18 protein-coding genes, 1 tRNA gene and 1 CRISPR repeat array (1 of these 20 only partly in view) are annotated in these 22694 nt (G+C 42.4%); of the genes, 3 read left to right on the plus strand and 16 right to left on the minus strand.

Annotated features, from left to right (window positions below):
- Window positions 1–33 precede the first annotated feature (33 nt).
- On the minus strand, window positions 34–1080 hold the full coding sequence (locus VP98_RS10570; RefSeq protein WP_046175327.1) for a mechanosensitive ion channel family protein: 1047 nt from the start codon (window positions 1078–1080) through the stop codon (window positions 34–36).
- A 201-nt stretch (window positions 1081–1281) separates the two neighbouring features.
- Here VP98_RS10570 and VP98_RS10575 point away from each other — a divergent pair, with 201 nt between their 5' ends.
- On the plus strand, window positions 1282–2256 hold the full coding sequence (locus tag VP98_RS10575) for an LLM class flavin-dependent oxidoreductase (protein ID WP_046175499.1): 975 nt from the start codon (window positions 1282–1284) through the stop codon (window positions 2254–2256).
- A 114-nt stretch (window positions 2257–2370) separates the two neighbouring features.
- Here VP98_RS10575 and VP98_RS10580 read toward each other — a convergent pair whose 3' ends face one another.
- The 7 genes from VP98_RS10580 to VP98_RS10610 form a co-directional block, all read right to left on the minus strand.
- Window positions 2371–2790: a hypothetical protein gene (locus VP98_RS10580; protein WP_046175328.1), complete on the minus strand. Its 420-nt coding sequence runs from the start codon at window positions 2788–2790 to the stop codon at window positions 2371–2373.
- A gap of 184 nt (window positions 2791–2974) precedes the next feature.
- Window positions 2975–3283 (minus strand): replication initiation and membrane attachment family protein, encoded by a 309-nt coding sequence (locus VP98_RS10585; protein WP_046175329.1) that lies wholly within the window; start codon window positions 3281–3283, stop codon window positions 2975–2977.
- Window positions 3284–3847: 564 nt separating this feature from the next.
- Complete coding sequence (locus tag VP98_RS10590; protein ID WP_046175330.1) at window positions 3848–4600, minus strand: S-layer homology domain-containing protein; 753 nt, start codon at window positions 4598–4600, stop codon at window positions 3848–3850.
- Window positions 4601–4884: 284 nt separating this feature from the next.
- Window positions 4885–4958 (minus strand) — tRNA-Arg (locus VP98_RS10595).
- A 363-nt stretch (window positions 4959–5321) separates the two neighbouring features.
- Window positions 5322–6077: an exodeoxyribonuclease III gene (locus tag VP98_RS10600; RefSeq protein ID WP_046175331.1), complete on the minus strand. Its 756-nt coding sequence runs from the start codon at window positions 6075–6077 to the stop codon at window positions 5322–5324.
- A gap of 177 nt (window positions 6078–6254) precedes the next feature.
- A complete protein-coding gene (locus VP98_RS10605; RefSeq protein ID WP_046175332.1) occupies window positions 6255–6788 on the minus strand; it encodes a mismatch-specific DNA-glycosylase in 534 nt (177 codons plus the stop codon).
- Window positions 6789–6927: 139 nt separating this feature from the next.
- Window positions 6928–7170: a hypothetical protein gene (locus VP98_RS10610; RefSeq protein ID WP_046175333.1), complete on the minus strand. Its 243-nt coding sequence runs from the start codon at window positions 7168–7170 to the stop codon at window positions 6928–6930.
- 183 nt (window positions 7171–7353) lie between these two features.
- Here VP98_RS10610 and VP98_RS10615 point away from each other — a divergent pair, with 183 nt between their 5' ends.
- Window positions 7354–8040 carry a hypothetical protein gene (locus VP98_RS10615; RefSeq protein ID WP_046175334.1) on the plus strand — a complete coding sequence of 229 codons (687 nt, stop codon included), beginning with the start codon at window positions 7354–7356 and terminating at the stop codon, window positions 8038–8040.
- Entirely contained in the window at window positions 8037–9083 is a 1047-nt protein-coding gene (locus VP98_RS10620) for an alpha/beta fold hydrolase (RefSeq protein ID WP_046175335.1), read from the plus strand. The genes VP98_RS10615 and VP98_RS10620 overlap by 4 nt, the downstream gene beginning before the upstream one ends.
- A 419-nt stretch (window positions 9084–9502) precedes the next feature.
- On the opposite strand, the gene VP98_RS10625 is transcribed toward VP98_RS10620, so the two are convergent.
- From VP98_RS10625 to VP98_RS10660, 8 genes are all read right to left on the minus strand, one after another.
- Window positions 9503–10870 carry a glycoside hydrolase family 1 protein gene (locus VP98_RS10625; protein ID WP_269431501.1) on the minus strand — a complete coding sequence of 456 codons (1368 nt, stop codon included), beginning with the start codon at window positions 10868–10870 and terminating at the stop codon, window positions 9503–9505.
- A 39-nt stretch (window positions 10871–10909) separates the two neighbouring features.
- Window positions 10910–11818 (minus strand): ROK family protein, encoded by a 909-nt coding sequence (locus VP98_RS10630; RefSeq protein ID WP_046175337.1) that lies wholly within the window; start codon window positions 11816–11818, stop codon window positions 10910–10912.
- 123 nt (window positions 11819–11941) lie between these two features.
- Window positions 11942–12532, minus strand: coding sequence for a YesL family protein (locus tag VP98_RS10635; RefSeq protein WP_046175338.1), 591 nt, complete (start codon window positions 12530–12532; stop codon window positions 11942–11944).
- Between the two features lie 286 nt (window positions 12533–12818).
- On the minus strand, window positions 12819–13652 hold the full coding sequence (locus VP98_RS10640; RefSeq protein ID WP_046175339.1) for a carbohydrate ABC transporter permease: 834 nt from the start codon (window positions 13650–13652) through the stop codon (window positions 12819–12821).
- Between the two features lie 16 nt (window positions 13653–13668).
- Complete coding sequence (locus VP98_RS10645; RefSeq protein ID WP_231584157.1) at window positions 13669–14604, minus strand: carbohydrate ABC transporter permease; 936 nt, start codon at window positions 14602–14604, stop codon at window positions 13669–13671.
- 108 nt (window positions 14605–14712) lie between these two features.
- Window positions 14713–15999 (minus strand): ABC transporter substrate-binding protein, encoded by a 1287-nt coding sequence (locus VP98_RS10650; protein ID WP_046175340.1) that lies wholly within the window; start codon window positions 15997–15999, stop codon window positions 14713–14715.
- Between the two features lie 196 nt (window positions 16000–16195).
- Window positions 16196–17257, minus strand: a complete 1062-nt coding sequence (locus VP98_RS10655; RefSeq protein WP_046175341.1) for a LacI family DNA-binding transcriptional regulator — start codon at window positions 17255–17257, stop codon at window positions 16196–16198.
- A 147-nt stretch (window positions 17258–17404) separates the two neighbouring features.
- A complete protein-coding gene (locus VP98_RS10660) occupies window positions 17405–19633 on the minus strand; it encodes an alpha-galactosidase (RefSeq protein ID WP_046175342.1) in 2229 nt (742 codons plus the stop codon).
- A gap of 1243 nt (window positions 19634–20876) precedes the next feature.
- A CRISPR array of direct repeats spans window positions 20877–22694; the repeat unit is 29 nt; unit sequence ATTTACATCCCTCTAAGTTCAGATAAAAC (it continues 1000 nt past the right edge of the window).

Below are 22694 nucleotides of genomic sequence, written 5' to 3' on the forward strand. Positions count from 1 at the left end.
CTGTCTTTCTTTCCAGCGCAAATTAAAGCAAAGCTATTGAAACATTGATGGATCAAGTCCGTTTGAAGCAAGAACAATATCATTTTTCCTAAAAAGCTGGATGATCAAATGACGAAGCCTGCTTTCAAGCTGTTCCTTTGTTTTAAAATTGGCAACGGGAATTTCAACCAAAAAATCCATTGCCCTGTTCCGCAAACCGACAAACCGAATGTCAGGAGCAGGCTCTGCTAAAATTCCGCTCATGCTTTCTTTCATTTTCTCTGCCGCTTCCTGTAAAAGCTCTTCCACTTTTGCTGTATCGGCACCATATTCAATACTGACGGACACTTGAGCCATCATTTCCGCCCCGGTCCGGTTTTTAATAATCTGCTCGATAAAGTACTGGTTGGGTACAATGAGAACTCCTTCTTTGGCAGTCCGGACGATGGTGGAGCGCAGCCGGATTTTTTCCACCTGGCCAACCTGCTTATCAATCTGGATTATTTCGCCTACTTCAATAGGCCGTTCAAATAAAATGATAATCCCTGATACAAAGTTGCCGGCTACATTTCTCATTCCAAAGCCGATTCCGATGCCCAGCACGCCAAAAACAGCACCAAGGGCCGTTAAGTCAATTCCTACGCTTGTAAAACTGATGGCCAGCGCCACAATCATAACCGTATAATAAATAATTTGATTGAATGTATAGCCGAGTCCTCTATCCACCCGGTAGTAATCGTAAACCGGCGTCAAAACGTATTCCATAACCAGCTTCAGGAGACGATCCGCCAGGGAAACAATCATAATGGCCATAATGATTAAAAACAGGGATACATCTACGCCGTCGCTTGAATAAAGAGGATAAAACAGCCAGCTGCTTTTTGAAAAATAAAACAAAAACAGAAGAATAAGACAATAAAACGTAATCCAATTTAAAAAAGAGGAAAAAGAAGTAAAAACTCCTTTTTTAATGCCTGTTTTTTTAGTAGACATCCTGTTGAAGAAGCCTTTTAAGATGATATTCACCAGCACAATGGAGGCAAAAGAAACAATAAACCATGTAAGCTGAAGATCTGAAAACTGCTGTAGAAAATCTGTCATTTGCTGCATCACCCATTTTTAATATAAAGCTTTCAAAGCCTGTTAGTCTGCTTATTCCCTCCTGGGCTGTTCAAAAACGCGAAGGACGGCATTTCCTGTTTTGGGAGCAGAAACAGCACCAAAGCCTTTTCCTTTACTTATCACACCTGATAGCCTATCTTTTGGTGAGGAAGCCTTACAGACGGGAAGGTTGTGTTGAAAATGAAGTTAAGCGTTTTGGATCAATCCGTTATTACGGCCGGCAGTACAGCGGCGGCTGCCTTGCAAAACACCGTAAAGCTGGCCCGGCTAACAGAAAAAATGGGCTATACCCGCTTTTGGACAGCGGAGCATCATAATGCAAACGGCATGGCGGGCTCGTCGCCAGAAGTGCTGATCTCCCATATTGCTTCAAATACCAGATCGATCCGTGTCGGGTCGGGAGGGGTTCTTCTCCCTCAGTACAGTCCATATAAGGTGGCGGAAAATTTCAAGGTACTGGAAGCTTTATTTCCGGGAAGGATTGATTTGGGAATCGGACGCTCGCCGGGTGGTTCTGCGGACACCCGCCTGGCTTTGACAGATGGCATCAGAAAAAGCCTAAATGAATTTCCGCGTCAGGTGAGGGATCTGCAGGGGTATTTAGCCGGCGAAAATCAAACTGTCCAAGCGTACCCGATGACGAGCAGCCTTCCTGAGATGTGGATGCTGGGCATTACCCACCGCGGCGCAAGAACAGCCGCTGAGCATGGCACTGCTTTTACTTATGGGCATTTTATCAATCCTTATAACGGGCGCAGGGCAATGGCGCAATATCGAAACGATTTTCAGCCTTCGTCCCTTTTAAATCAGCCGAAAACAAACGTCTGCGTTTTTGTTATATGTGCAGGCTCCCAGGAAAAAGCGGAAGAAATCGCACTCAGCCAGGATGCATGGCTGCTGGCAGTTGAAAAAAACAGGGATACGAGAATACCGGCTATTGAGGAAGCCGGACGGCGCATTGTAACAGGTGCGGACAAGGAAAAAGCAAAAGAAAACCGGAAGCGCATGATTATCGGAACTCCCCAAAAAGTGAGAGATGAACTTCTTGCCCTGAGCGAGGCTTATCAAACGGAAGAATTTATAATCATTGCCAATGTACATAACTTTGAGGACAAAATAACGTCGTATTCTCTCCTCGCTGAGAGCCTGTTATAAGCAGGCGGCAGAAATATCTTGATCTTTTTCAGGAAAATCCGTTTTCCCCACAAAAAAGCCCGCCTGTTCATGCAGTTTTCAGGCGGGTTTTCTCGTTATTAGTTTACTTTATTGTTAATATACACTTTTCTCTTTTTTGCTTTTAAAGGAAGTAAATATTTTGCGGATCACGGCCAGCAAGATAACGATCGTCAGCACGTTGACCAGCAGTCCTAAAATAGAACCTAACATCCCCATACTTCCAAATAAACTGCCAAACAGCAACCCAGCAAGACCACCTACCATTAACCCACGCATAAGCCCGCTTGACAAAAAGCTGCCCTTTTTCTGGGCCGAGCTTGTGGATTTATTTGTGGCAATCGAATCCGATTTTTTGTTTTGAAAACTTGAAGGACTGTTTACACTGTTGTTTGTGCTGTTAAAGCTTCTTTTTCCCCGCGCTTCCACAGTGGTTGAATGATCCTGAAAAACGGCTGTTCCAAGAGGAGAAAAAGCAATGACTGCTGCAAGTAAAGACGTGATGATTTTCTTCAATTCTCTATCTCCTTCATGCAGTTAAGCATGGTAATTTTGTTAAAGCACAGCCCGGAAATAACCGAAGCTGAGGAGCCAATTTAAGAAGCTTTTCCTGAAAATCAGTTCAAGCTCCTTACATCTCTTATTATACCATTTTTTCAAAAAAAACCGCACTTATAAGAAGTGCAGTTTAAAAAGGAGACTATTTGTTTTGTTGATCCAGGCTATATTCTTTCTTAGCTAATTCAAACGCTTCTTCTGCATTTTTCACGCGAAGCCTTCTCCAGCGGGCTGCAGTTTTATAAACGTCCCGATAATCCGGTGTATTCATATTAAGCTTGGCGCAGTATAAAAGAACGTTTATTGCATCGTCAGGCAGGCGGTATATCCGCAGCTTCCCAACAGCCCGCAAGTCAGCCCCTAATACTTTTCCACCGCTCATATCTTTTAATAATTGAGGCGCACTTACCTCTTTCAGGTATTGCAAAAGTTTGCGTTCTTCATCTGTCATTCAGCTACATAACTCCTTTATATCTCTTTGAAGTTCTTTACGGCCAGCGACTATCACATCGGCAGATTTTGCATCTCGCCGAACAAGCCGGTGCTGCTCCGCAAATATCAGTTGCAGCTTTTTGACATCAGCTGATTAAATATGGCTAACACGCCCTATAGTCTCCTGCAATTCTTCATGCTCCGGTCATTTCATCCATCAAAGCGGCTTGTAACATTTACGTGCCGGCTTGTTCGACGTCTTTCTGACCAAAAGCCCCCTCCCCAGTAAATTAACCGTTCCATCCTGCTTTTAAACAAATGTAAGAGCCATTCAAAGATTGCGGCTGGCTTCTTCACACCAAAGCAGGCGGCAATGATGCCATGTTTACAGGGTAAAATAATAAGGCTTTCTTTTTAAAATGACTATTATTTTATATCGGCTTATCTAAAAATCCTAAAAAGCAGTTCGATATTGTAATATTCCGAAATATTCCGGACAATGTATCTGTACCGAGATTTTGATAATCTACTTTTTATGCATAAGTAAATTTCATGGAAAAAGGCAAGGAGACGTCTCCTTGCCTTACTTTTCATAATACTTTGTATAAACTCTATATAGCAATAGCGCTAGTTGCCCTCTTGTTAAAGGGTCGTTGGTGCCAAACACTGTGTTTGATTTGCCCCGGGTAATGCCGCTGTCCGTCAAAGCATGAACCGCTCGAATGTATCGGCCAGAGACATCTTTAAATGAAGTTGATATATCTTCTGGCTCAATAAGCTCAACATTATGCTGAAATACATTGTATAGCATAATCGCTGCTTCGCCTCGTGTCATTGTATCATAAGATCCAAACAGGGTTGCGGTTTTTCCATTCATAAGACCTGCCCATTTAAGGGTTGAGATCATGTCTAGCGCACGTAGAGGCACATCTGTAAATCCTGCTGACGGGTAATCATCAAACTCAGCAATAAAATCATTTCTATACTTTCCAACGATCATTGCGGCATCCAAACGCTTAATTGGATCGTTTACGCCAAATGTTTCACCGAAACCTCTTGCTATTACATTTTTATGTAAGAACTGCACAGCGTGGGCTAGTTCTGTGTTGGCTGGCACATCTGTAAACTTCGTTACTCTCCCTGGCTCACTTTCTAATACCAGCTCCTCAGGTAGAATTTTGTCGTTTGATGGCATGGATGGAATTGCCGCCTCGTCCTCTTTTTCTACTGCAATCGGGCCATCTGATCTCCATTCAGCGAATGTCAGTGTTAATGTTGATGAAAAACATGTGCCTGCCAGCAATGCTGACGCTAAAACTTTGAATGGCTTTTTCATGGTTCCTTTCTCCTCTTATGTAAATTAATAGATGCCATTTATTATTATATCAAAAGAGCAGTAAACAAAAATTATCTTTGTAGAAACCCTCTTAGAAACCAGGCAGGGATACCTTTTGATCGACAAAAATAAAAAGAGACGTCTTAGTAAGACGTCTCTTTCTCAGCAGTTTGCCACTATAAAGATCCAAAATACGGCGTAGTTTTAGATGACCGCTGGACTGGCTGCTTCATGCAACGATATAGAAGACTGCTGCACCGCTGGTTTAACCTGCTTTTTCATGACGTCCCAGATAGGAATCGAACCTACGACCTGCAGCTTAGGAGGCTGCTGCTCTATCCTGCTGAGCTACTGGGACCTGTAAAGTGTTACTATGTAAGGATATTTGTTAAATTTGCCTGTTTCGGTTTATTCGTTTAACAAAGTCCTCTGCCACTCCTTACTTTAGCAAAAACAGAAAATCTTTGCACTCAAAAAACCTAAAAACTAAAAAAAGAATAGCTTGCACGCATCATTTTTAAAATTGATTGCCAGCAGTCTGACTTTCTTTAGGCAATTCCTATTATATTATAAAACGCCCTCCGATAAAAGACGTAAAAACTGCAGAGCACCTTAATGCACTCTCTTCTACAGCTTACTCTGACCTTTTCCAAAAGAAGCGTGCATGATCTTCTGCCGGCATTTCTCCTTTAAAACAATCACTCCCCGGTTGAGTGGCACATCAGCATTTAATCTCCAGCACTACCGGACAATGATCGCTGCCTATGACGTCAGCATGGATGTCTGCTTTTAACAGAGATCCGGCTATCCGTTTGGAAACAATGAAATAATCAATTCTCCAGCCGATGTTTCTTTCCCTCACCCGGCTCATATAAGGCCACCATGTGTAGGCGCCTTCTCTGTCAGGATAGAAATACCGGAAGCTGTCGATAAAGCCGGCTTCCAGCAATGCTGTCATCTTGCTCCGTTCCCCTTCTGTAAAGCCCGAGTTTCCTCTGTTGGATTTCGCATTTTTTAAATCAATCTCCCGGTGCGCCACATTCAGGTCCCCGCAATAAATGACGGGCTTTACACGGTCCAGTTCAATTAGATAACCGCGTACTTCCTCTTCCCAGGTTAAGCGATAATCAAGGCGGGAAAGATCTCTTTTGGAATTGGGGGTATAAATATTGACTACATAAAAATGTTCAAACTCGAGGATAATTACCCTGCCTTCTGCTTCGTTTTCATTCGCGCCAATCCCGTACTTTACCGAAAGAGGCGGAATCTTAGTAAAAACAGCAGTGCCGGAATATCCTTTTTTCTCTGCATAATTCCAGTATTGATGATAGCCTTCCAGGACGAGATCGATCTGACCTTCCTGCAGCTTTGTTTCCTGCAGGCAGAATATATCTGCGTTTATCTCATTAAAATAATCCAAAAAGCCCTTTTTCACACAGGCTCTTATGCCATTAACGTTCCACGAAACCAATTTCATCAAGTACAGTTGTCTCCTTGCCTTATGTTTTAATAAATTCCACAATTACTATACTAGGCAACAAAAGGGGAAACGTCCAGCGATGCCAATTGAGGAAATCGTGTTAAAACAGCAGCCAGGTACAAAAGAAAGATGAAAGTGGCTATGTATAAAACCAATAGTTCGCTAAAAGCACGGCTATTCTGTGTGTCCCTCTTTTTCTGCCAGAGAGGAAACAAACGGCAGGAGCTGCTTGTAAATATGAATGATTTCCTCCATTTTCATTCTGACTAAACCACTGGAAGAAGGGGCCACAAAGTCCAGCGTACCCGGCACGACAGAGTCAGGCTGCGGACCCCAGGGAACCTGTTTCCTGCCGCTGTATTCCTGATAAACTCCTTTCCCGACAAAACAAACAATTTTGGGGCGGTAATGCTCGATCTTTCTTTTTAATAGAACTCTGCCCTCCCGATACTCCTCCTTTGTAATTTCATCAGCTGTTTTCGTCGGTCTCGCGACAATGTTGGTCAAGCCGTACCCCAATCCCGGCAATTGACTGTCTTCGGCTGCCCTGAACTTCCTCGGGGTCAGCCCTGCTTCAAAAAGAATTTTCCAAAAACGATTATTCGGATTAGCAAAGTGATGCCCCGTTTCCCCCGAGCGGACACTCGGATTGAAGCCTACAAAAAGAATATCAAGATTTTCTTTTAAATGGTCGTTGATTGGTTTCACCCTTCAGAACTCCTCCTCATATGATGAGCAGATTTATTTTCTTTTATTATTCCCGCTTTTCGCGGTAATAAAAAATGCAGCATTGAGCTTTGTACTAAGAAAAGAACCATCCAGCCAGAGATTGGGTTTTTGTCACACGTTAATAAATAGACGGCAGTATGTCTCTGTCATGCAGCATTTTAAAAACCCTGAAATAAAATCGAAACTCATCCAAAAACAACCGGGTTCCTTCTTCAAAATCATGCCAGTCAAAAAACGATTCCAGCGTATCAGAGTCCTCATTATCAAGCTCACCGGAAACATAAAGCGGGTACCTCAGCTTTTCAAACATCCTGCTATGTCCATAAATACCGAAAATATCTTCGATCTCTTCTTCTGTCATTTGTAACTCTCCTTTCTGCTAAATACTTCCTATAGTATGTCCAAACAGCCGCGTGGAACCGGCACCTGTCCCTGCCTGCCGGCTTTTTCAAAAAGAGCCTGGGCTTGTTCACCAATTTACGCACACTTCTCTTTGGGCCTGTTTATAATAAATAAACAGAAATAATTGAAAGGAGCATTCTTAATGGAAAAAAAATCTGAAGCGCCTGATATTTATGAAACAATCAGAAATGCAGGCTTTCTGCTGGAAACACAGCTTAATGAGTGGATCCAGAACCAATTAAATAAAGAACAGCTTGTACTGCCCGCAGCTCTTCTATCCAATGTACACGGCAAGCTGATCGAGTTTATCAGTGAATTCCAGGAAATCATTTCTCTCCATTTAAATACTCCGACCAAGGACGATGTTGCAAATGTTGCCAGACTGGTAATTCAGACCGAAGAAAAAGTAGATGATTTGAACGATAGAATGGAGGAGCTGGCAGCAGTGATAGAGGAGCTCAGTACAGGAACAACGCATAAAAAACCGGTCTCCAGCCATCCGTTATCGGCCCGGCATGCCTCCAGACTGCCGGACCGGATAGAGGAAAAAGCAGATGATTTAGTCCGCAGGATGGATGAATTGGAAGCAATAGTAAAAAAGCTCGGAACCAAAACAGGTAAAAGGCCGGCTTCGAGCTGTTTGTTATCAGCCCGGCATGCAAAAGAGAACAGAAAATCAGAAGCCAGAGATACCAAGAAGAAAGCAATCCTTGAAGAACTTCTGAGCCCCAGGTCCTTTGTTCTTCTGAATTCTGATTCTATTTTTGGAGATGAGGCTTTTTCAAAGCTGCTTCAGGATGTAAAGCAAAAAAGGAGAAAAAAAATATGAAAGAGCTGCCAGACTTTGATAAGGAAAAAGAGTGGCAGCGCTGGAAAGGTTTTTTCAGTATTTGGACTACACCTGAACCTGAAGTGGGCCAGACACCGAGAGTCGCTGTCTGGAAGAAAAATAAAGCAACACTCTGGTATTATCCATCCCCAAATAAAAAACATGCCACCCCTCTCTTTCTTGTTTATTCACTTGTAAACAAAGCATTTGTCCTGGATATGGCTCCGGGAGCGAGCATGATTGAATCTTATCTGCAAAACGGGTACGACGTTTATTTGCTGGATTTCGGTTCACCCGGATACGAGGACAAAGATATAACGGTAGATGACTACTTGATGGACTATATTGACCGGGCGGTCCGGAAAGCGTTAAAGCATTCAAAAGCTGCTTCGCTTACCGTAATGGGCTTCTGCCTTGGAGGAACCCTGGCCGCCATGTATACTTCCATTTCAGAACAGCCGATCCGGAATTTGATTCTCTGTGTGGCACCGCTTAATTTTTCAGAGCCGCCGATTTTTACCAAATGGGCCGAAGCCATGCAAAACGGCGACTTCAGCATGGATCCGGTTTTGGATGCGCTCGGATATATCCCGGGCAGGTTTATGAAGTACGGACTGCGGCTGGCCAGCTCACCTGTTTATATCAGCCCGTATCTTTCTCTGTTAAACAAAGCCTACGATCAGGACTATGTCGACCGGTGGCGGCGGTTCAACAAATGGACGAATGGGCATGTCGGCTTTTCCGGAGCGGCCATCAAGCAGCTCACCAGCGAAATTGGCAAAGAAAACAAATTTATGGACGGAACGCTTATGATCAGAGGGAAAAAGACTGATCCCGCGAATATCAGGGCAAACCTTCTCGTTGTGGCAGGAGAACATGACCGGCTGGTTCCCAAAACGCTCAGTCAGGATTTCATCAACAAAGTATCCAGTCCAGACAAGACCTACCGCCTCGTTTCCGGCGGGCATACTACGCTGGCTGTCAAAGGAAAGGGCCTGCCGTCTTTTCTGGCAGACTGGCTTCCATCAAGGTCTGGTGAATGATAATCCTATAAAACATGTAAAGGCAGCGTTCCGGTGGGAGACGCTGCCTTTTGTTCTGTCATAGAGAGGTCGATTCTAATGACTCTTTATATAAAAATGATTTATTCGATTTCTTTTATCGCCATATTCAACATTATCAATATAAAGATAATGCTCGTCAGTATAAAGGTAAAACAGTACACGTTAGTGGTAAATGATTCGATAAGTAAAATAAAAAACTTCAAATTGATTACACTATTCTTTTGAATGAAATTTTTTAAAAGGATAATTTGAATATACTAAACCATGGATCCTTAATTTACTCTGCTACTTAGCGCGAACTTTTCCGAAAAACTGCTGAAGTATTATTTAAAAACCATTGATCCAAAAACAAAAACGGCAGTGTTTTCAGGTTTCCCCTGTAAAACACTGCCGTTTTATTACAGCTTCTCTCCGTTTGATTCAATCACCTGCTTATACCAGTGAAAGCTTTTTTTCTTATAGCGCTTTAAATCAAGCAGGTCGTTTTCTTCGCGGTTTACGTATATAAACCCGTACCGCTTTGACATTTGCCCCTGTGAGCTTAATAGATCGGTCGCTCCCCAGGTTAAATAACCGATAATATCCACGCCTTCTTTGATCGCTGTTTTCATTTCTTTAATATGGCTGCGCAAATAATCAATCCGGTAATCATCTTCCACCGTATGATCTTTATTCAGTTCTTCTTTTACCCCAATGCCGTTTTCCGTCACAAAAATTGGAAGCTTGTAGCGGGCATACATATCCTTCAGCGCCACCCGGAACCCGATCGGATCAATGGTCCAGCCCCATTCTGATGATTCAAGGTTCGGGTTTTTCGCCAGGCCGGCTTTTATGCGGCCAATTCCCTCTGCATCGGCAGCTTTAACGGTGCTGCTCTGGTAATAGCTAATTGACAAGTAATCGACTTTGTTGTTTTTCAATAATTCCGCATCGCCTTCTTCAAACACCGGCATGATGTTTTGCTGCTCCAGGTAGCTTGTAACATAACTCGGATATTCTCCATGAGCAAATACATCAAAATAAAAGTCATCGAGCAGTTCTTTTGCTTTCATCGCTGCGATGGCATCTTCGGGTTTCGGCGAATGCGGGTACACGGTAAAATACGTGATCATTCCGGCCATCTGCCCACCTGGAATAATGTCGTGAAGCGCTTTAACAGCTCGGGCATGGGCGATAAATGCATTGTGGCACACCTGGTAGCGCAGCGCCTCTGAATCTGCATCACGCACAACGCCCCAATATTCCGGGTTTGGCAGCACAAGATTTTGTTCATTGAATGTCAGCCAGTATTTCACTTTATCTTTATAACGGGTAAACACCGTTTTTGCATATCGTTCAAACAAATCAACGACTTCCCGGGAAGCAAACCCATTGTACTTTTCTGCCAGCGCCTGCGGAAGGTCAAAATGATACAGCGTAATTACCGGCTGAATGCCATTCGCAATCATTTCATCAAAGACATCATCATAAAACTGCAGACCTTCTTCGTTTGCTTCACCTTCGCCGTCCGGAAAAATCCGTGACCAGGAAATGCTTGTCCGGTAGGCATTGAAGCCCATTTCTTTAAACAGGGCAATATCTTCTTTATAACGGCTGTAAAAATCAACGGCCGTTTTCCAGTCCGAATGGCCTTCCGGAATCGGACGGGCATCAACGATCGAAGGGCCCTTTCCGCCTTTATTCCAGGCACCCTCTGTTTGAAAAGAGGTTACGGCTCCTCCCCACATGAAGTTTTCCGGTATATTGTATTCTTTGGCTTTATTCAAGAGCATGACTTCCTTTCCAAGTAAAGCTGCTTTTTATTTTTATATTTGATCGAGCGCAACAGCCGTTTCTTTTTCCTTTATAAAGCCATACACTGCTCCGAGCAGGTTGGCATTGTGCCGAAACTTGCAGACCGCAATTGATGGTCTTATTTTCGCATCCCGAACAGCTTCCAAAATTGAATCAAGCTTTTTATTCACTTGTTCAATTAAGTCTTCCCGGGCGCTGATGCCGCCGCCGATTAAAATAAGCTCCGGATCATAAACATACTGCAGATTATAAATACCGACAGCAAGAAAATAGTAAAATTCATTGATCGCATCCGAGCAGATTTTGTCTCCTGCCGCAGCCAGGTTGAAGATTTCTTCTCCGGAAAGCGTCTCTGGATCCAGCTGTTTCGCCGCCGCCACTTTTTTCACAAGCGCTATTGTTGACCCAACACCGCTCCACGTTCTGGCCTGCCCCGTTAGAGGAGGGGTCATTAACATATAGCCGAATTCTCCGCCATGCAAATTGGCTCCTTTGTGCAGTGTGCCATTTTTGATGACAGCCCCGCCAATCCCTGTTCCGATCGCAATAACCAGAACATCATTTTTGTTCTTAGCTGAACCGTTCCATACTTCGGCATACGCTGCGCAGTTGGCGTCATTTTCCATGTAAACCGGCATACCTGTACGCTCCATAATGAGCTTTTTCACATTGGGCCCGTGCAGGTAAGGAAGTGCACTGAAGCCGTAAATAATCCCGCTGTCAGAAACAGCTCCCGGAGCGCTAATCGCAATAGCTGCTGTTCCAGGATAAAGGCCGGCCAGTTCATTTATTTGATCGAGCAGGCCGGCCAATGTTTTCGGCGTTTTCACTTTGCTCTGTTTCAAAATTTCTTTATCGCTCGTCACGAGTCCATATTTAATAAACGTTCCACCAATGTCTAATGCTAAGTACTTCTCCATTTCATCCCCCACAGTTCGTTTTCATTGCCGATTTCTCATCAGCCCGCCAGTACATACTTTTTATCGAAACCGCTTTCCTTATTGAGGACAAAATTCCCGCGACATTCTATTTCCGCTCAGCAATCAGTTTAATTTCTGAAAAATATTAAACATCACAGCCATTTGAAGAAAAACAAATGGCACAAGTCCAAATAAAAGCAAAAGAGCCGGAAGCATATAAATGACTGTAAGATAAATGCCCAGAAAAAACAGCTGTATAATGATCCCGGTAAATGACGTAAATCCTATTTTTAAAATGACCGCGAAGTAATTGGCCGCCGGGATATTGAAACGGACAACTGCCGGGAATAAATACAGCCAGCTGATTAAAAGAATGAACGTAAAAAATAACAGAACCGGATACATAACCAGCCGAAGCGTCTCCGGATAATAAGGCAGGTAGTATATATTTACAAGAAGAATGCACGTGGCCGCAAGAAACATCCAGCCTAAAATATTGGCGGCTCTGTAATTCTCATAGTAGCGCTTTTTATATAAGTCGGAAAGTGAAATGGGCTCTTCTTTTTTCATCCAGTGCTGGACAACGGCATACACGGCTGCAGTTGCCGGGAAAATACCCATAAGAATCCAGCCTTTCAAAACGTAAAGAACCCAGAGAAAGTGCAAACCGAGCACCTCAGCCAGCCATTCGGTAAACACGAACGTTCTTTTCATATTCTCCCCCTTAAAATCTATTTGTTGAATGAACCTTCTTTCCTGTTCATCTTCCAGAACAGGTGATTTTCATAGCGTGATAATCCGACTAAGGAATGGAAGAAGGGAAAAGCTTCCTTGCAAAACAGCGTCAGGGGCTCCGGTATGGCAGCTGCGCTTCGCACTGTCCTGTCCACCTACCCGCAAATGCCGCTATTCGATCCCGGCGCCAGGCACTGTTTCTCCATAATAATACGTTAAATCCTTCGTTCAGTATAAGCTCCCTGCACTCTCCGGCTGGCTTGCTTTATTTCACGGCGCCTTCTGTCAATCCTGCAATAAATTGTTTGTTGAAAAGCAGGAATACAACCAGAATTGGGAGCGTAGCTAAAAACGTGCCCGCCAGTATTAAAGAATAGTCTGTAGAGTACACATCATTTAACGTCCTCAACGCAATTTGTATCGTATGGACACTGCTGTCTTTTAACACAACGAGCGGCCATAAAAAGTCATTCCATGTTCCCATAAAAGTGAAAATTCCCAGTGTGGCAAGACCCGGTTTAACCGCGGGCAGTACAATGTTCCAATAAATGCGGAAGTTGCTGCATCCATCCATTCTTGCCGCTTCAATCAGTTCATATGGAACAGCACCGGAAATATACTGCCTCATCCAGAAAACACCGAATGCATTTACAGCGGCCGGCACAATAACAGCCTGCAGTGTATCCACCCAGCCAAGCTGGCTGACGATCATGTAATTTGGAATTAAACTTAACTGAGGTGGAATCATCATGGTGGCAATCAGAAAAATAAACAATCCATCCCTGAATTTAAATGTAAGCTTTGAAAAAGCGAATCCAGCTAATGAGCAAAAGAATAATACAGATAGCGTGACCACCGTTGAAATGAGAATGGAATTAAACAATGCACGGAAAAACTCAATTTCTTCAAACACAGCCAGGCTGTTCGCAATAAAGTTAGGTCCCGGCAAAATAGAAGGCGGGAATTTGTTAATGGCTGATGTTGTATTTGATGCAACCACAAACATCCAGTAGAACGGAAAGATAGACAGCAGGGCACTGACCGTTAAAAATGCGTATAATGAAATTTTTGGAAAGGCTTTTTGGCCGACTTCATTCATTTTTTTACCTCCACTGTTAACTTGTTTGAATTTTTTTAGTAATTAACAAATTAATTAATGAAACAATAATAATCAGTAAAAACAATACCCAGGCAATAGCAGATGCGTATCCGAAGGAAAATCTGGTGAATGCTTCCTGATAAAGATACAATGTCATCGTCAGCCCCTGGTATTGGCCCCCTTCACCGAATAACATCGGCTCTGCAAACAGCTGCATACCGCCAATTGTCGATTGAATAACAGTGAAAATAATAATCGGCCGCAGCATTGGAACTGTAATGTACCAAAGCTGCTGAAGTTTGCCTGCACCATCAATGGTCGCTGCTTCGTACAGCTCTCTCGGAATGCTTTGCAGCCCGGCTAAATAGATGATCGCGTTATAGCCGACCCACCGCCACATAACCATCGTTGCAATTGCAACGTGGGTGCCGAAATAAGAGCCTCTCCAGTTGATTCCCTCGATTCCAAAAACAGAAAGCACGTAGTTAATCAAGCCGTATTGAGAGCCAAACATTGCAGAAAATACAAGGGCTACTGCTACAACAGACGTCACGTTCGGCATGAAAATTGCCAGCCTGAAAAGCGATTTCCCTTTTAAAAATTTTTCGTTTAAAAAGTAAGCAATCAGCAAAGCTGCAATGAGCTGCGGAATTGTTGATATGATCCAGATGCTGAATGTGTTGCCGACTGTTTTCCAAAACAGCGGGTCATTTGTAAAAATATTAACGTAGTTTTTAAATCCTATAAATTCTTTTGTTCCCAATATATCCCATTTGTGGAATGAAAGATAAGCAGTGAAAATCAGTGGAAAAACGCCGAATATGCCAAATAAAATAAAAAAAGGAGAGATAAACAAATACCCTGATCTGCGTTCGCTTTGTGCGGTGCTGTATTTTTTTTTGCTTTTTGTGAATTTTCCGCTTACTTCTACGCCCTCTTTTTTAAGCTCCACGTTCCTGCCTCCTGACTGTTTGTTAGTTTTCAGGTGTGCTAATGAAAAAGAAGGAAGAGGCTGAACCAAAATCATCCTGCAGCCTCCTCCATTGATTGTCCTTTACTTTTACTGCCGGTCGAGCTGGCGTTTTGCTTCCGTTAATACGTTATCCCATGCTTCTTTCTCTGTGGCATTTCCATCTTCAATCGATATTAATGCATCCTGGAACAGCTGGCTCACCGGATCATGCATAACTCCTTTATGGCCGGCCACAATTTTCTGTGCCGCTTCCGCATAATAAGAACCTAATTCCGGATTATTGAAAAAGTCATCATTGTATTCTTGAATGGACGGGTCTTCATAAACACCTGGCGTAGACGGGAACGGGCCATTTGCTTCCGACCAAATGCGCAGCTGCTGGTCCGGTGACATAACCCATGTGATAAAGTCATACGCTTCTTCTTGGTTTTTACCTTGTTTTGGAAGTGTTAAAAACGATCCGCCGAAGTTGCCCGAACCTTCCGGTATAAACGTAACGTTCCACTTGCCTGCTGTATCCGGGGCAGCATTTTTTATATTTTGCATCATCCATGGCGGCAGCAGAACTGTTGCAATATCGCCGGCTGCCAAAGCGGAGCCCCACTCAGCGGAATCCCTCTCTAAATTGCTCGATATGTCTTGCGCGCTCGTTGCCAGTTCCCACGCCCGAACGTTTTGTTCACTTTCTTCAGCAACAAAATTTTCTTCTTCATCAAAATATTGAATCTGCGCTTGTTCAAGTACAGCCTGGTACAAATCGGTTGTACGGCCGATCATATTGGCTCCTGTTGTTTCTTTTACTTTCTTTCCGGCTTCAATGTATTTTTCCCAGGTATCGATTTGGGCCGCTACTTCAGTCGGATCTGTAGGAAGGCCGGCTTTTTCAAAAATGTCTTCGCGATACGCCATGACCATCGGGCCTACATCAGTTGGAATGCCCAGCAAGAAATCACCTGCTGCGTTATTCGCCTGCTGCCATTTCCAATCCAGGTAATCTCCCTCAAGATCTTTTGCTCCAAGATCGTATAAATTATGAAATTGGTCGCTGTTTTTCTTCATCCGCTCTAAATAACCTTCATCAACAGCAGAAATATCAGGCGCACCGGAACCGGATGAAAGCGCTGTAATTAAATTTTGATGGACATCCGCATAATCAGCTTCTTGAATTTCAATCGTCACGCCCGGATTGTTTTCCTCATACTCTGCCGCTAAATCTCCAAGACCGAAGCCCGGCCACGCCCACATCGTCAGCTTAACATCTCCGCCGCTTTCACCAGAGCTGCCTCCTCCTGATTCTCCACCGTCGCATGCTGATAAACCGAAGAGTAAAAATAAACTTGCCATTGCGCCTGTTGCTTTTTTGCCAAATGTCATTGTATTCTCTCCCCTTTTGTTATTTTTGTTATCTTTATTTTTTGATTACACGATAACAATAACATCTCAACCCATAAATGTAAACGCTTTATTTTACTTTTTTAAATAAAATGTAAACGCTATATATTTTATGTAATAAGCGCTAACAAAAAAAACCGCAGTCTCTCCGCGGTTTTTCAGTAGAAGAACTCGTCTGTTATCTGGAAGGTGAGCTAATCGATTCACGAATTAAAATGTCACCAGAAATCAGGACTTTTTCAGAAGGGAATTCAAAATTTTCCATTCGCCACAGCAGCATATTCACTGCCCGGCGGCCCATTGCTTCCTTCAGCACCTGCACTGTTGCCAGCGGCGGAGAAAGAGAAGCCGTATAAGCTAAATTGTCAAAGCCAGTAACCGAGCAGTCTTTCGGGATAGACAGCCCCATCTCCGTCAAAAGCAAAATAATTCTTGCAGCGATTTCATCATTTGCGCACACGAAGGCGGTTGGCAGGCTTCCTTTCTCCTGTCTGGAAATAAAAGAAGATTCCAGCGCCTTTTTTGACTCTGACCATGCGCTGTAATTAATTCTTATCAGATTTGTTTCTTCCGAATGGTAAAGACTTTGTTCTTCCAGCGCCATTCTAAACCCCTGCCATCTGTCATAAAAGCTGCGGGAAAAGGAATGGTCCCCAATAAAAGCAAGCCGTTCATGCCCGAGCCCTATTAAATGATTCGTCATTTTGTACACACTGTCAATATTATTCATAAAAATGGTATCCACTTTTAAAAGGGGGTCTTCATGGTCGATCATCACAAGTGTAACGTTATGTTTATTTAATTCCAGCAGCATCTCTGTAGACACGAGTCCCACTGTTATAATACCGAGAAGGTTGTCATTTTTCACATGGACAGCCAGGTTGTTTTGGCTCGATATGACCATCGCGCCTATATTCAGCTCATCAAGCGCCTCAATAATTCCATTAAAAATGTTACTCCAATAATAAGATGCTTTATTCTGGTACCGATGATTAGGCATAACCACAAGGACAAAACCTTCCTCCGCCGCCACTTTGCTGCTCTGCTTGCTTTCTTTTGCTGTTTCGATCTGCTTGATTGGATGGTCTTTAAAATAGCCAAGCTGCTTTGCTGTTAAATAAATTTTTTGCCTTGTCGCTTCACTCACTCCATCTTTTCCATTTAACGTTTTAGATACGACATATTTCGAATATCCAGCCGCATCAGCGATCATCTGCATAGTAATTTTTTTATTTGCCATTGCGTCACCTGCTTTTGTTATTTCTGTTATTTTTGTTAGTTTTGTTATTTAACTATATCACTAGATGCACCTGGTTACCAGACTGTTTATCCCTTTTTTTATTTCAACCCCATAAAAAAAGAAGAGCTGCTTTGCTCTTCTCACAGATTAATCCTTCACTGCTTTTAAGATAAACAATTCAGAAGCAAAGTCACCGGGTTTTTCTCTTTGCCAAAATTCCTGCGCCCGGCCGGTATAATCTTCACTGAGAATGATACCCGCATTCATTAATTCATCTCCATAATGTGTCGTTTCTTTTCCCTCAATTTTGTACAGCTTCTCAGGCTCCAGCCCTTTTAATTTCAAGCGCCGATAGGAATCGTTCGGTTTCGCGAGTATACGGAAAGACAGTACGATTGCTTCGTCTTTTGACACTACCATCCAGGCAACATCATTGAGATCCGCATCAGCCTGCAAACGATAAAAAGAGCCTTTCCGGATCAAGCCGCGGTATTGTTTAAAAAACGCCACCTGCTGTTTCACCTGCTGTTTTTCTTCTTTATTCAGCTTCCCGGGATCGAGTTCATAGCCGAATGTGCCGAAATAAGCGGTATTCGCCCGCGATTCAATCGGTGTCAGCCTTCCCACCTGGTGATTTGGAATTTCGGACACATGGCTGCCAATGGAACTAAGCGGATAAACCAGCGAAGCACCCGACTGGATTTTCAATCGTTCCACGGCATCCGTATTGTCACTCGTCCATATTTGCGGAGAATAATACAGCATGCCCGGATCAAACCGGGCGCCTCCTCCCGCACAGGATTCCAGAAGAATTTCAGGATAGTTGTCCGTTATTCTGCCGAGCAGCTGATAAACACCTAAAATGTAGCGGTGGAATACTTCTCCCTGCTGGTCTGCCTGCAAAGAAGGACTGTATGCTTCGGTAATATAGCGATTCATGTCCCACTTGATATAAGAAATCTCTGCTTTTTTAAGAATATTGTCCATTAATGTAAAAACGTGCTCCACTACTTCAGGCCTGGAGAAATCCAGAACAAATTGATTGCGTCCGTGTGAGGCTGTGCGCCCCGGCGTTTGAATAATCCAGTCAGGATGTTCTTCAAACAGCCTCGTTCCTCTGCACACCATTTCCGGCTCAAACCAAAGTCCAAACTTCATGCCCGCTTCGTTCACTTTTGCTGAAAGACCCTCGATCCCCCCGGGCAGTTTCTTCTTATTTGCAAACCAGTCGCCAAGTGAGCTTGTATCGTCATTACGCTCGCCAAACCATCCGTCATCCAGGACAAACAGTTCAATGCCAAGCTCCCGGGCTGTATCAACAATCGACAAAATCTTTTCTTCATTGAAATTAAAATAAGTCGCTTCCCAATTGTTTATTAATACCGGCCGGTCCCGGTCCCGCCAGTATCCCCGTACAAGCCGATCTCTGTACAGCGCATGATAGGACTGGCTCATCCCGTTTAACCCTTCGTCTGAATACACCATGACGCATTCCGGTGTTTGAAACGATTCTTCGGCGTTTAATTTCCATTTAAATAAAAACGGATTAATCCCCATCATCACACGCGTGACCTGGTATGTATCAACTTCTACTTGAGCCAGAAAGTTGCCGCTGTACACAAGGCTGAATCCCATTACTTCTCCGCTGTGTTCAGTTGCATCCAGCCTTTTCAATGCCAAAAAAGGATTATGGACGTGGCTGCTTGCGCCTCTTGCACTGTAAATAGATTGAATGCCTTTCGTTATTTTTTTGGTTTCCTTATGAGTTTCTCTCGCCCATGCCCCGGCCAGGTGCACCATTTCGTACTGATCATCCGGCAAGTCCAGGCTGGCGCTCATCGCATTATTTACGTAAACAGATTCACTGCCTTCGTTCACAAAACAGGCATTCCGGCAGATCACATTCCGGTTCCGGTATATGGTATAGCTAAGCCGCAATGTACAATGCAGTACGCTGTCATACAGCGTGATTACGAGTGTATCGGCTTCTTCTTTCTCTTCGACATATGTCGCCGGAAGCGGGGCAAGCGATGGTTTTCCTTTTATAATTTGATAGCCCGTGTATTGAAAGTCAGTCACGCTGCTGCCATCGCTCCGTGTTATTCTATGGGCGGGATACCGGTAATCCGTTGTGCCAAACGCTGGATATTCCTGTTTAATATGCTCAAAAGAAGATGTATGGTCACCTTCGAATCTATTGCAGGAAGGCCGCACCTCCCGCTCAATTAAATGCTTAAAGGAGCGGCGGTGTGTTATATTTCTGCCGTAATATAAATGCTCCAGCTGGCCGCTTTTTTCGATAACTCTGAAAATATAGCTTACTTCCCCGTTAAACAAATGAAATTCTTTTTGTTCTTCATTTACCTGTATGCCCATTTGCTCACCTCTTCGTTTTGATAGCAGCTTTTACCTTCTCTTACACTTGCTTTGACTATAACGGAAACCAAAAAACGAATCGCAAAATAATTTAGGTTTATTTTAGTTTCCCTTGAAAGCGTTGTCAAATTTGTTATAAAGCTTAGACAGCTCTGTTCCGCCTGTGAAAGCTGGTTTGCAAAAACTGTTGCTGCAAAACGCAGTCTGATATAAGCAGCCCGTGCTTTCTTTTTGTTAATCCGGTCATGTATTATATGTTCTGCCGATCAAAAAGCAGCTGATAAATTAAACTGCCTTTTTTCATCCAAAAAAGACAGCATTTAAAGGTTCGTCCCCCATCCATCCTTAATCATGAATTTAAAGCAAAAAAAGACCACCTCCGAAGAAATGGTCTTTTCCGCTTACACCTTTGCTATATAAGGTTTTAAAGCTATTGAAACATTGATGATTCCTACTGGGTTCGAACCAGCGACCTCTACCCTGTCAATATCGATTTACAAAAATAGATTAGTTTAGCTGAGATAATTAAATTTTTAAAGCTTTATATATTAAGGATTTTTCAAATTTTTAAATGAGCTTAATAAAATAAATTCAGTTAAAAAAATTAAATATGTGATCATTCGTGTTAGCAAGTTGGTTGGCGGGTGGTCTGTTACAATCAATTTAAGTGTTACAGGTTAATACAGCTAATAATTTTAGCTCTAAGTTCTATTGTTCTCACCACAGCTTACTTGTTACCGAAGAGATAATTTATAAAAATATAGTAATGTATTTATCAAAACATTTAGATATTTGAACTCATATAGTCCTGTATTCAAATCATTAACTCAATTCCAACTATACTAACCCCATCCCAATTAGAGAATCAACCTTTAAAAATCTTTCTACAACCAAAGCATCTGTCAGTTAAATAAGAATCTCTAACTATATTACTTTTTAATCGCTATTGCATTTAGATGATTGTCCAACTTTTTCACCTTCCTTACATACTTCATAGACAGGTTCAATTTTTTCATAGCACCTTCTTTTGCTTCTCATTGGGTTAGTAAATTGAAAGCTTTGATCACTCGTTCCGTCCCCTGATTGTATAGCTCTTCTTCGTATGTATTTACAGCTCTCTCCCTCATTTTTAGTCTTTCCTTTTTCTTCACAGGAACAAATTTACCACTCTGGTACTCCTTAATCAATTCACCTAAGTTCAGATAAAACGCCATCCATGGGGAAAACAACGCTTGCCTTGAATAATCTAATCCCTCTAAGTTCAGATAAAACGGGCTTACAAATGGGCGTATTTGGGTGGCGTGGCAATTTATATCCCTCTGAGTTCAGTTAAAACGATGTATGGGAATGGCTTGGATGGTTAGATCTAAATAATTTATATCCCTCTAAGTTCAGATAAAACTACAGTGAAGCGCCGCACGGACAAAAATTTTATCCATTTACATCCCTCTAAGTTCAGATAAAACGCAAACTTGCGTACAACTTGCAAAAAGTTTAGCCGAATTTACATCCCTCTAAGTTCAGATAAAACGACTTCATCTTCATTCTTTAAATTCTTGCCTATTCTATTTACATCCCTCTAAGTTCAGATAAAACAATCATCCTAATTTCATCAATGAAAATCCTGTCACATTTACATCCCTCTAAGTTCAGATAAAACGCACCCCTCTCTTTTTATGTAGTTAGTTTATATTTATATTTACATCCCTCTAAGTTCAGATAAAACGAATCGATTTAGGAATGTCACAGCCGCGCGGCAAACATTTACATCCCTCTAAGTTCAGATAAAACAGCAGCAAATCAAAGATGAACTTGACGTTGATTTAATTTACATCCCTCTAAGTTCAGATAAAACCTTCGTACAGCTGAATATATTCTTCTACATGCTTCATTTACATCCCTCTAAGTTCAGATAAAACTCCATTGTTCCGTTTTGTGCAGAAAGCAATTTCACATATTTACATCCCTCTAAGTTCAGATAAAACAAGAATATTGCTTCTGTAATTAGAAGGTATATTCAAATTTACATCCCTCTAAGTTCAAATAAAACCGATTTGGATAGCGATTCTGGTTGTATTTGTGATTATTTACATCCCTCTAAGTTCAGATAAAACATGAAGCCATTTTATATGACCGATGGTGTGAAATTAATTTACATCCCTCTAAGTTCAGATAAAACTTAACTTCTCCTCTCGCTCAATTAACGCTTCTTTCATTTACATCCCTCTAAGTTCAGATAAAACTTTCATGGGGTTACTGTAAAATAATATTTACCAAAATTTACATCCCTCTAAGTTCAGATAAAACGAATCCAGGTCAGAAGTTCTCAGGATATAACATCACATTTACATCCCTCTAAGTTCAGATAAAACTACCCGTGGAAATGATGGATTTGACACGGTGAACTAATTTACATCCCTCTAAGTTCAGATAAAACAGGAATTAGGTTCAAAAGGAATTGTAAATCGCATCGTATTTACATCCCTCTAAGTTCAGATAAAACACAAGCTGCGCCGATTCCTACCGGCACATTAAAACTATTTACATCCCTCTAAGTTCAGATAAAACGATGAGCCTGGGCGTGCAGAAACCATTGATATTCTATTTACATCCCTCTAAGTTCAGATAAAACGCACAGCTATTACAACAGAGAACTATGAAAAGATGGATTTACATCCCTCTAAGTTCAGATAAAACAATCGCCATCTGCAAAGGAAATGGAAACCCCGTCAAATTTACATCCCTCTAAGTTCAGATAAAACAGCCTGGATTCAAGCTCTTACTTCATGATGGCGGTGAAATTTACATCCCTCTAAGTTCAGATAAAACATGCGGAAATTGGGGCTTGTGTTCAGTCTCATCATCCAATTTACATCCCTCTAAGTTCAGATAAAACATCACAAGAAAAGAGCGGCGAGAAGTTATTTAGTTGATTTACATCCCTCTAAGTTCAGATAAAACCGCTTTTTCTGCGGATTGATACATAAGGTCCTTCGTAATTTACATCCCTCTAAGTTCAGATAAAACACAAAAGCCGGTTCCTGTTCCAGATCGTCCAGGC

Origin of the sequence: Domibacillus indicus (assembly GCF_000970685.1) — a bacterium.
In the GTDB taxonomy this organism is placed as follows: Bacteria; Bacillota; Bacilli; order Bacillales; family Domibacillaceae; genus Domibacillus; species Domibacillus indicus.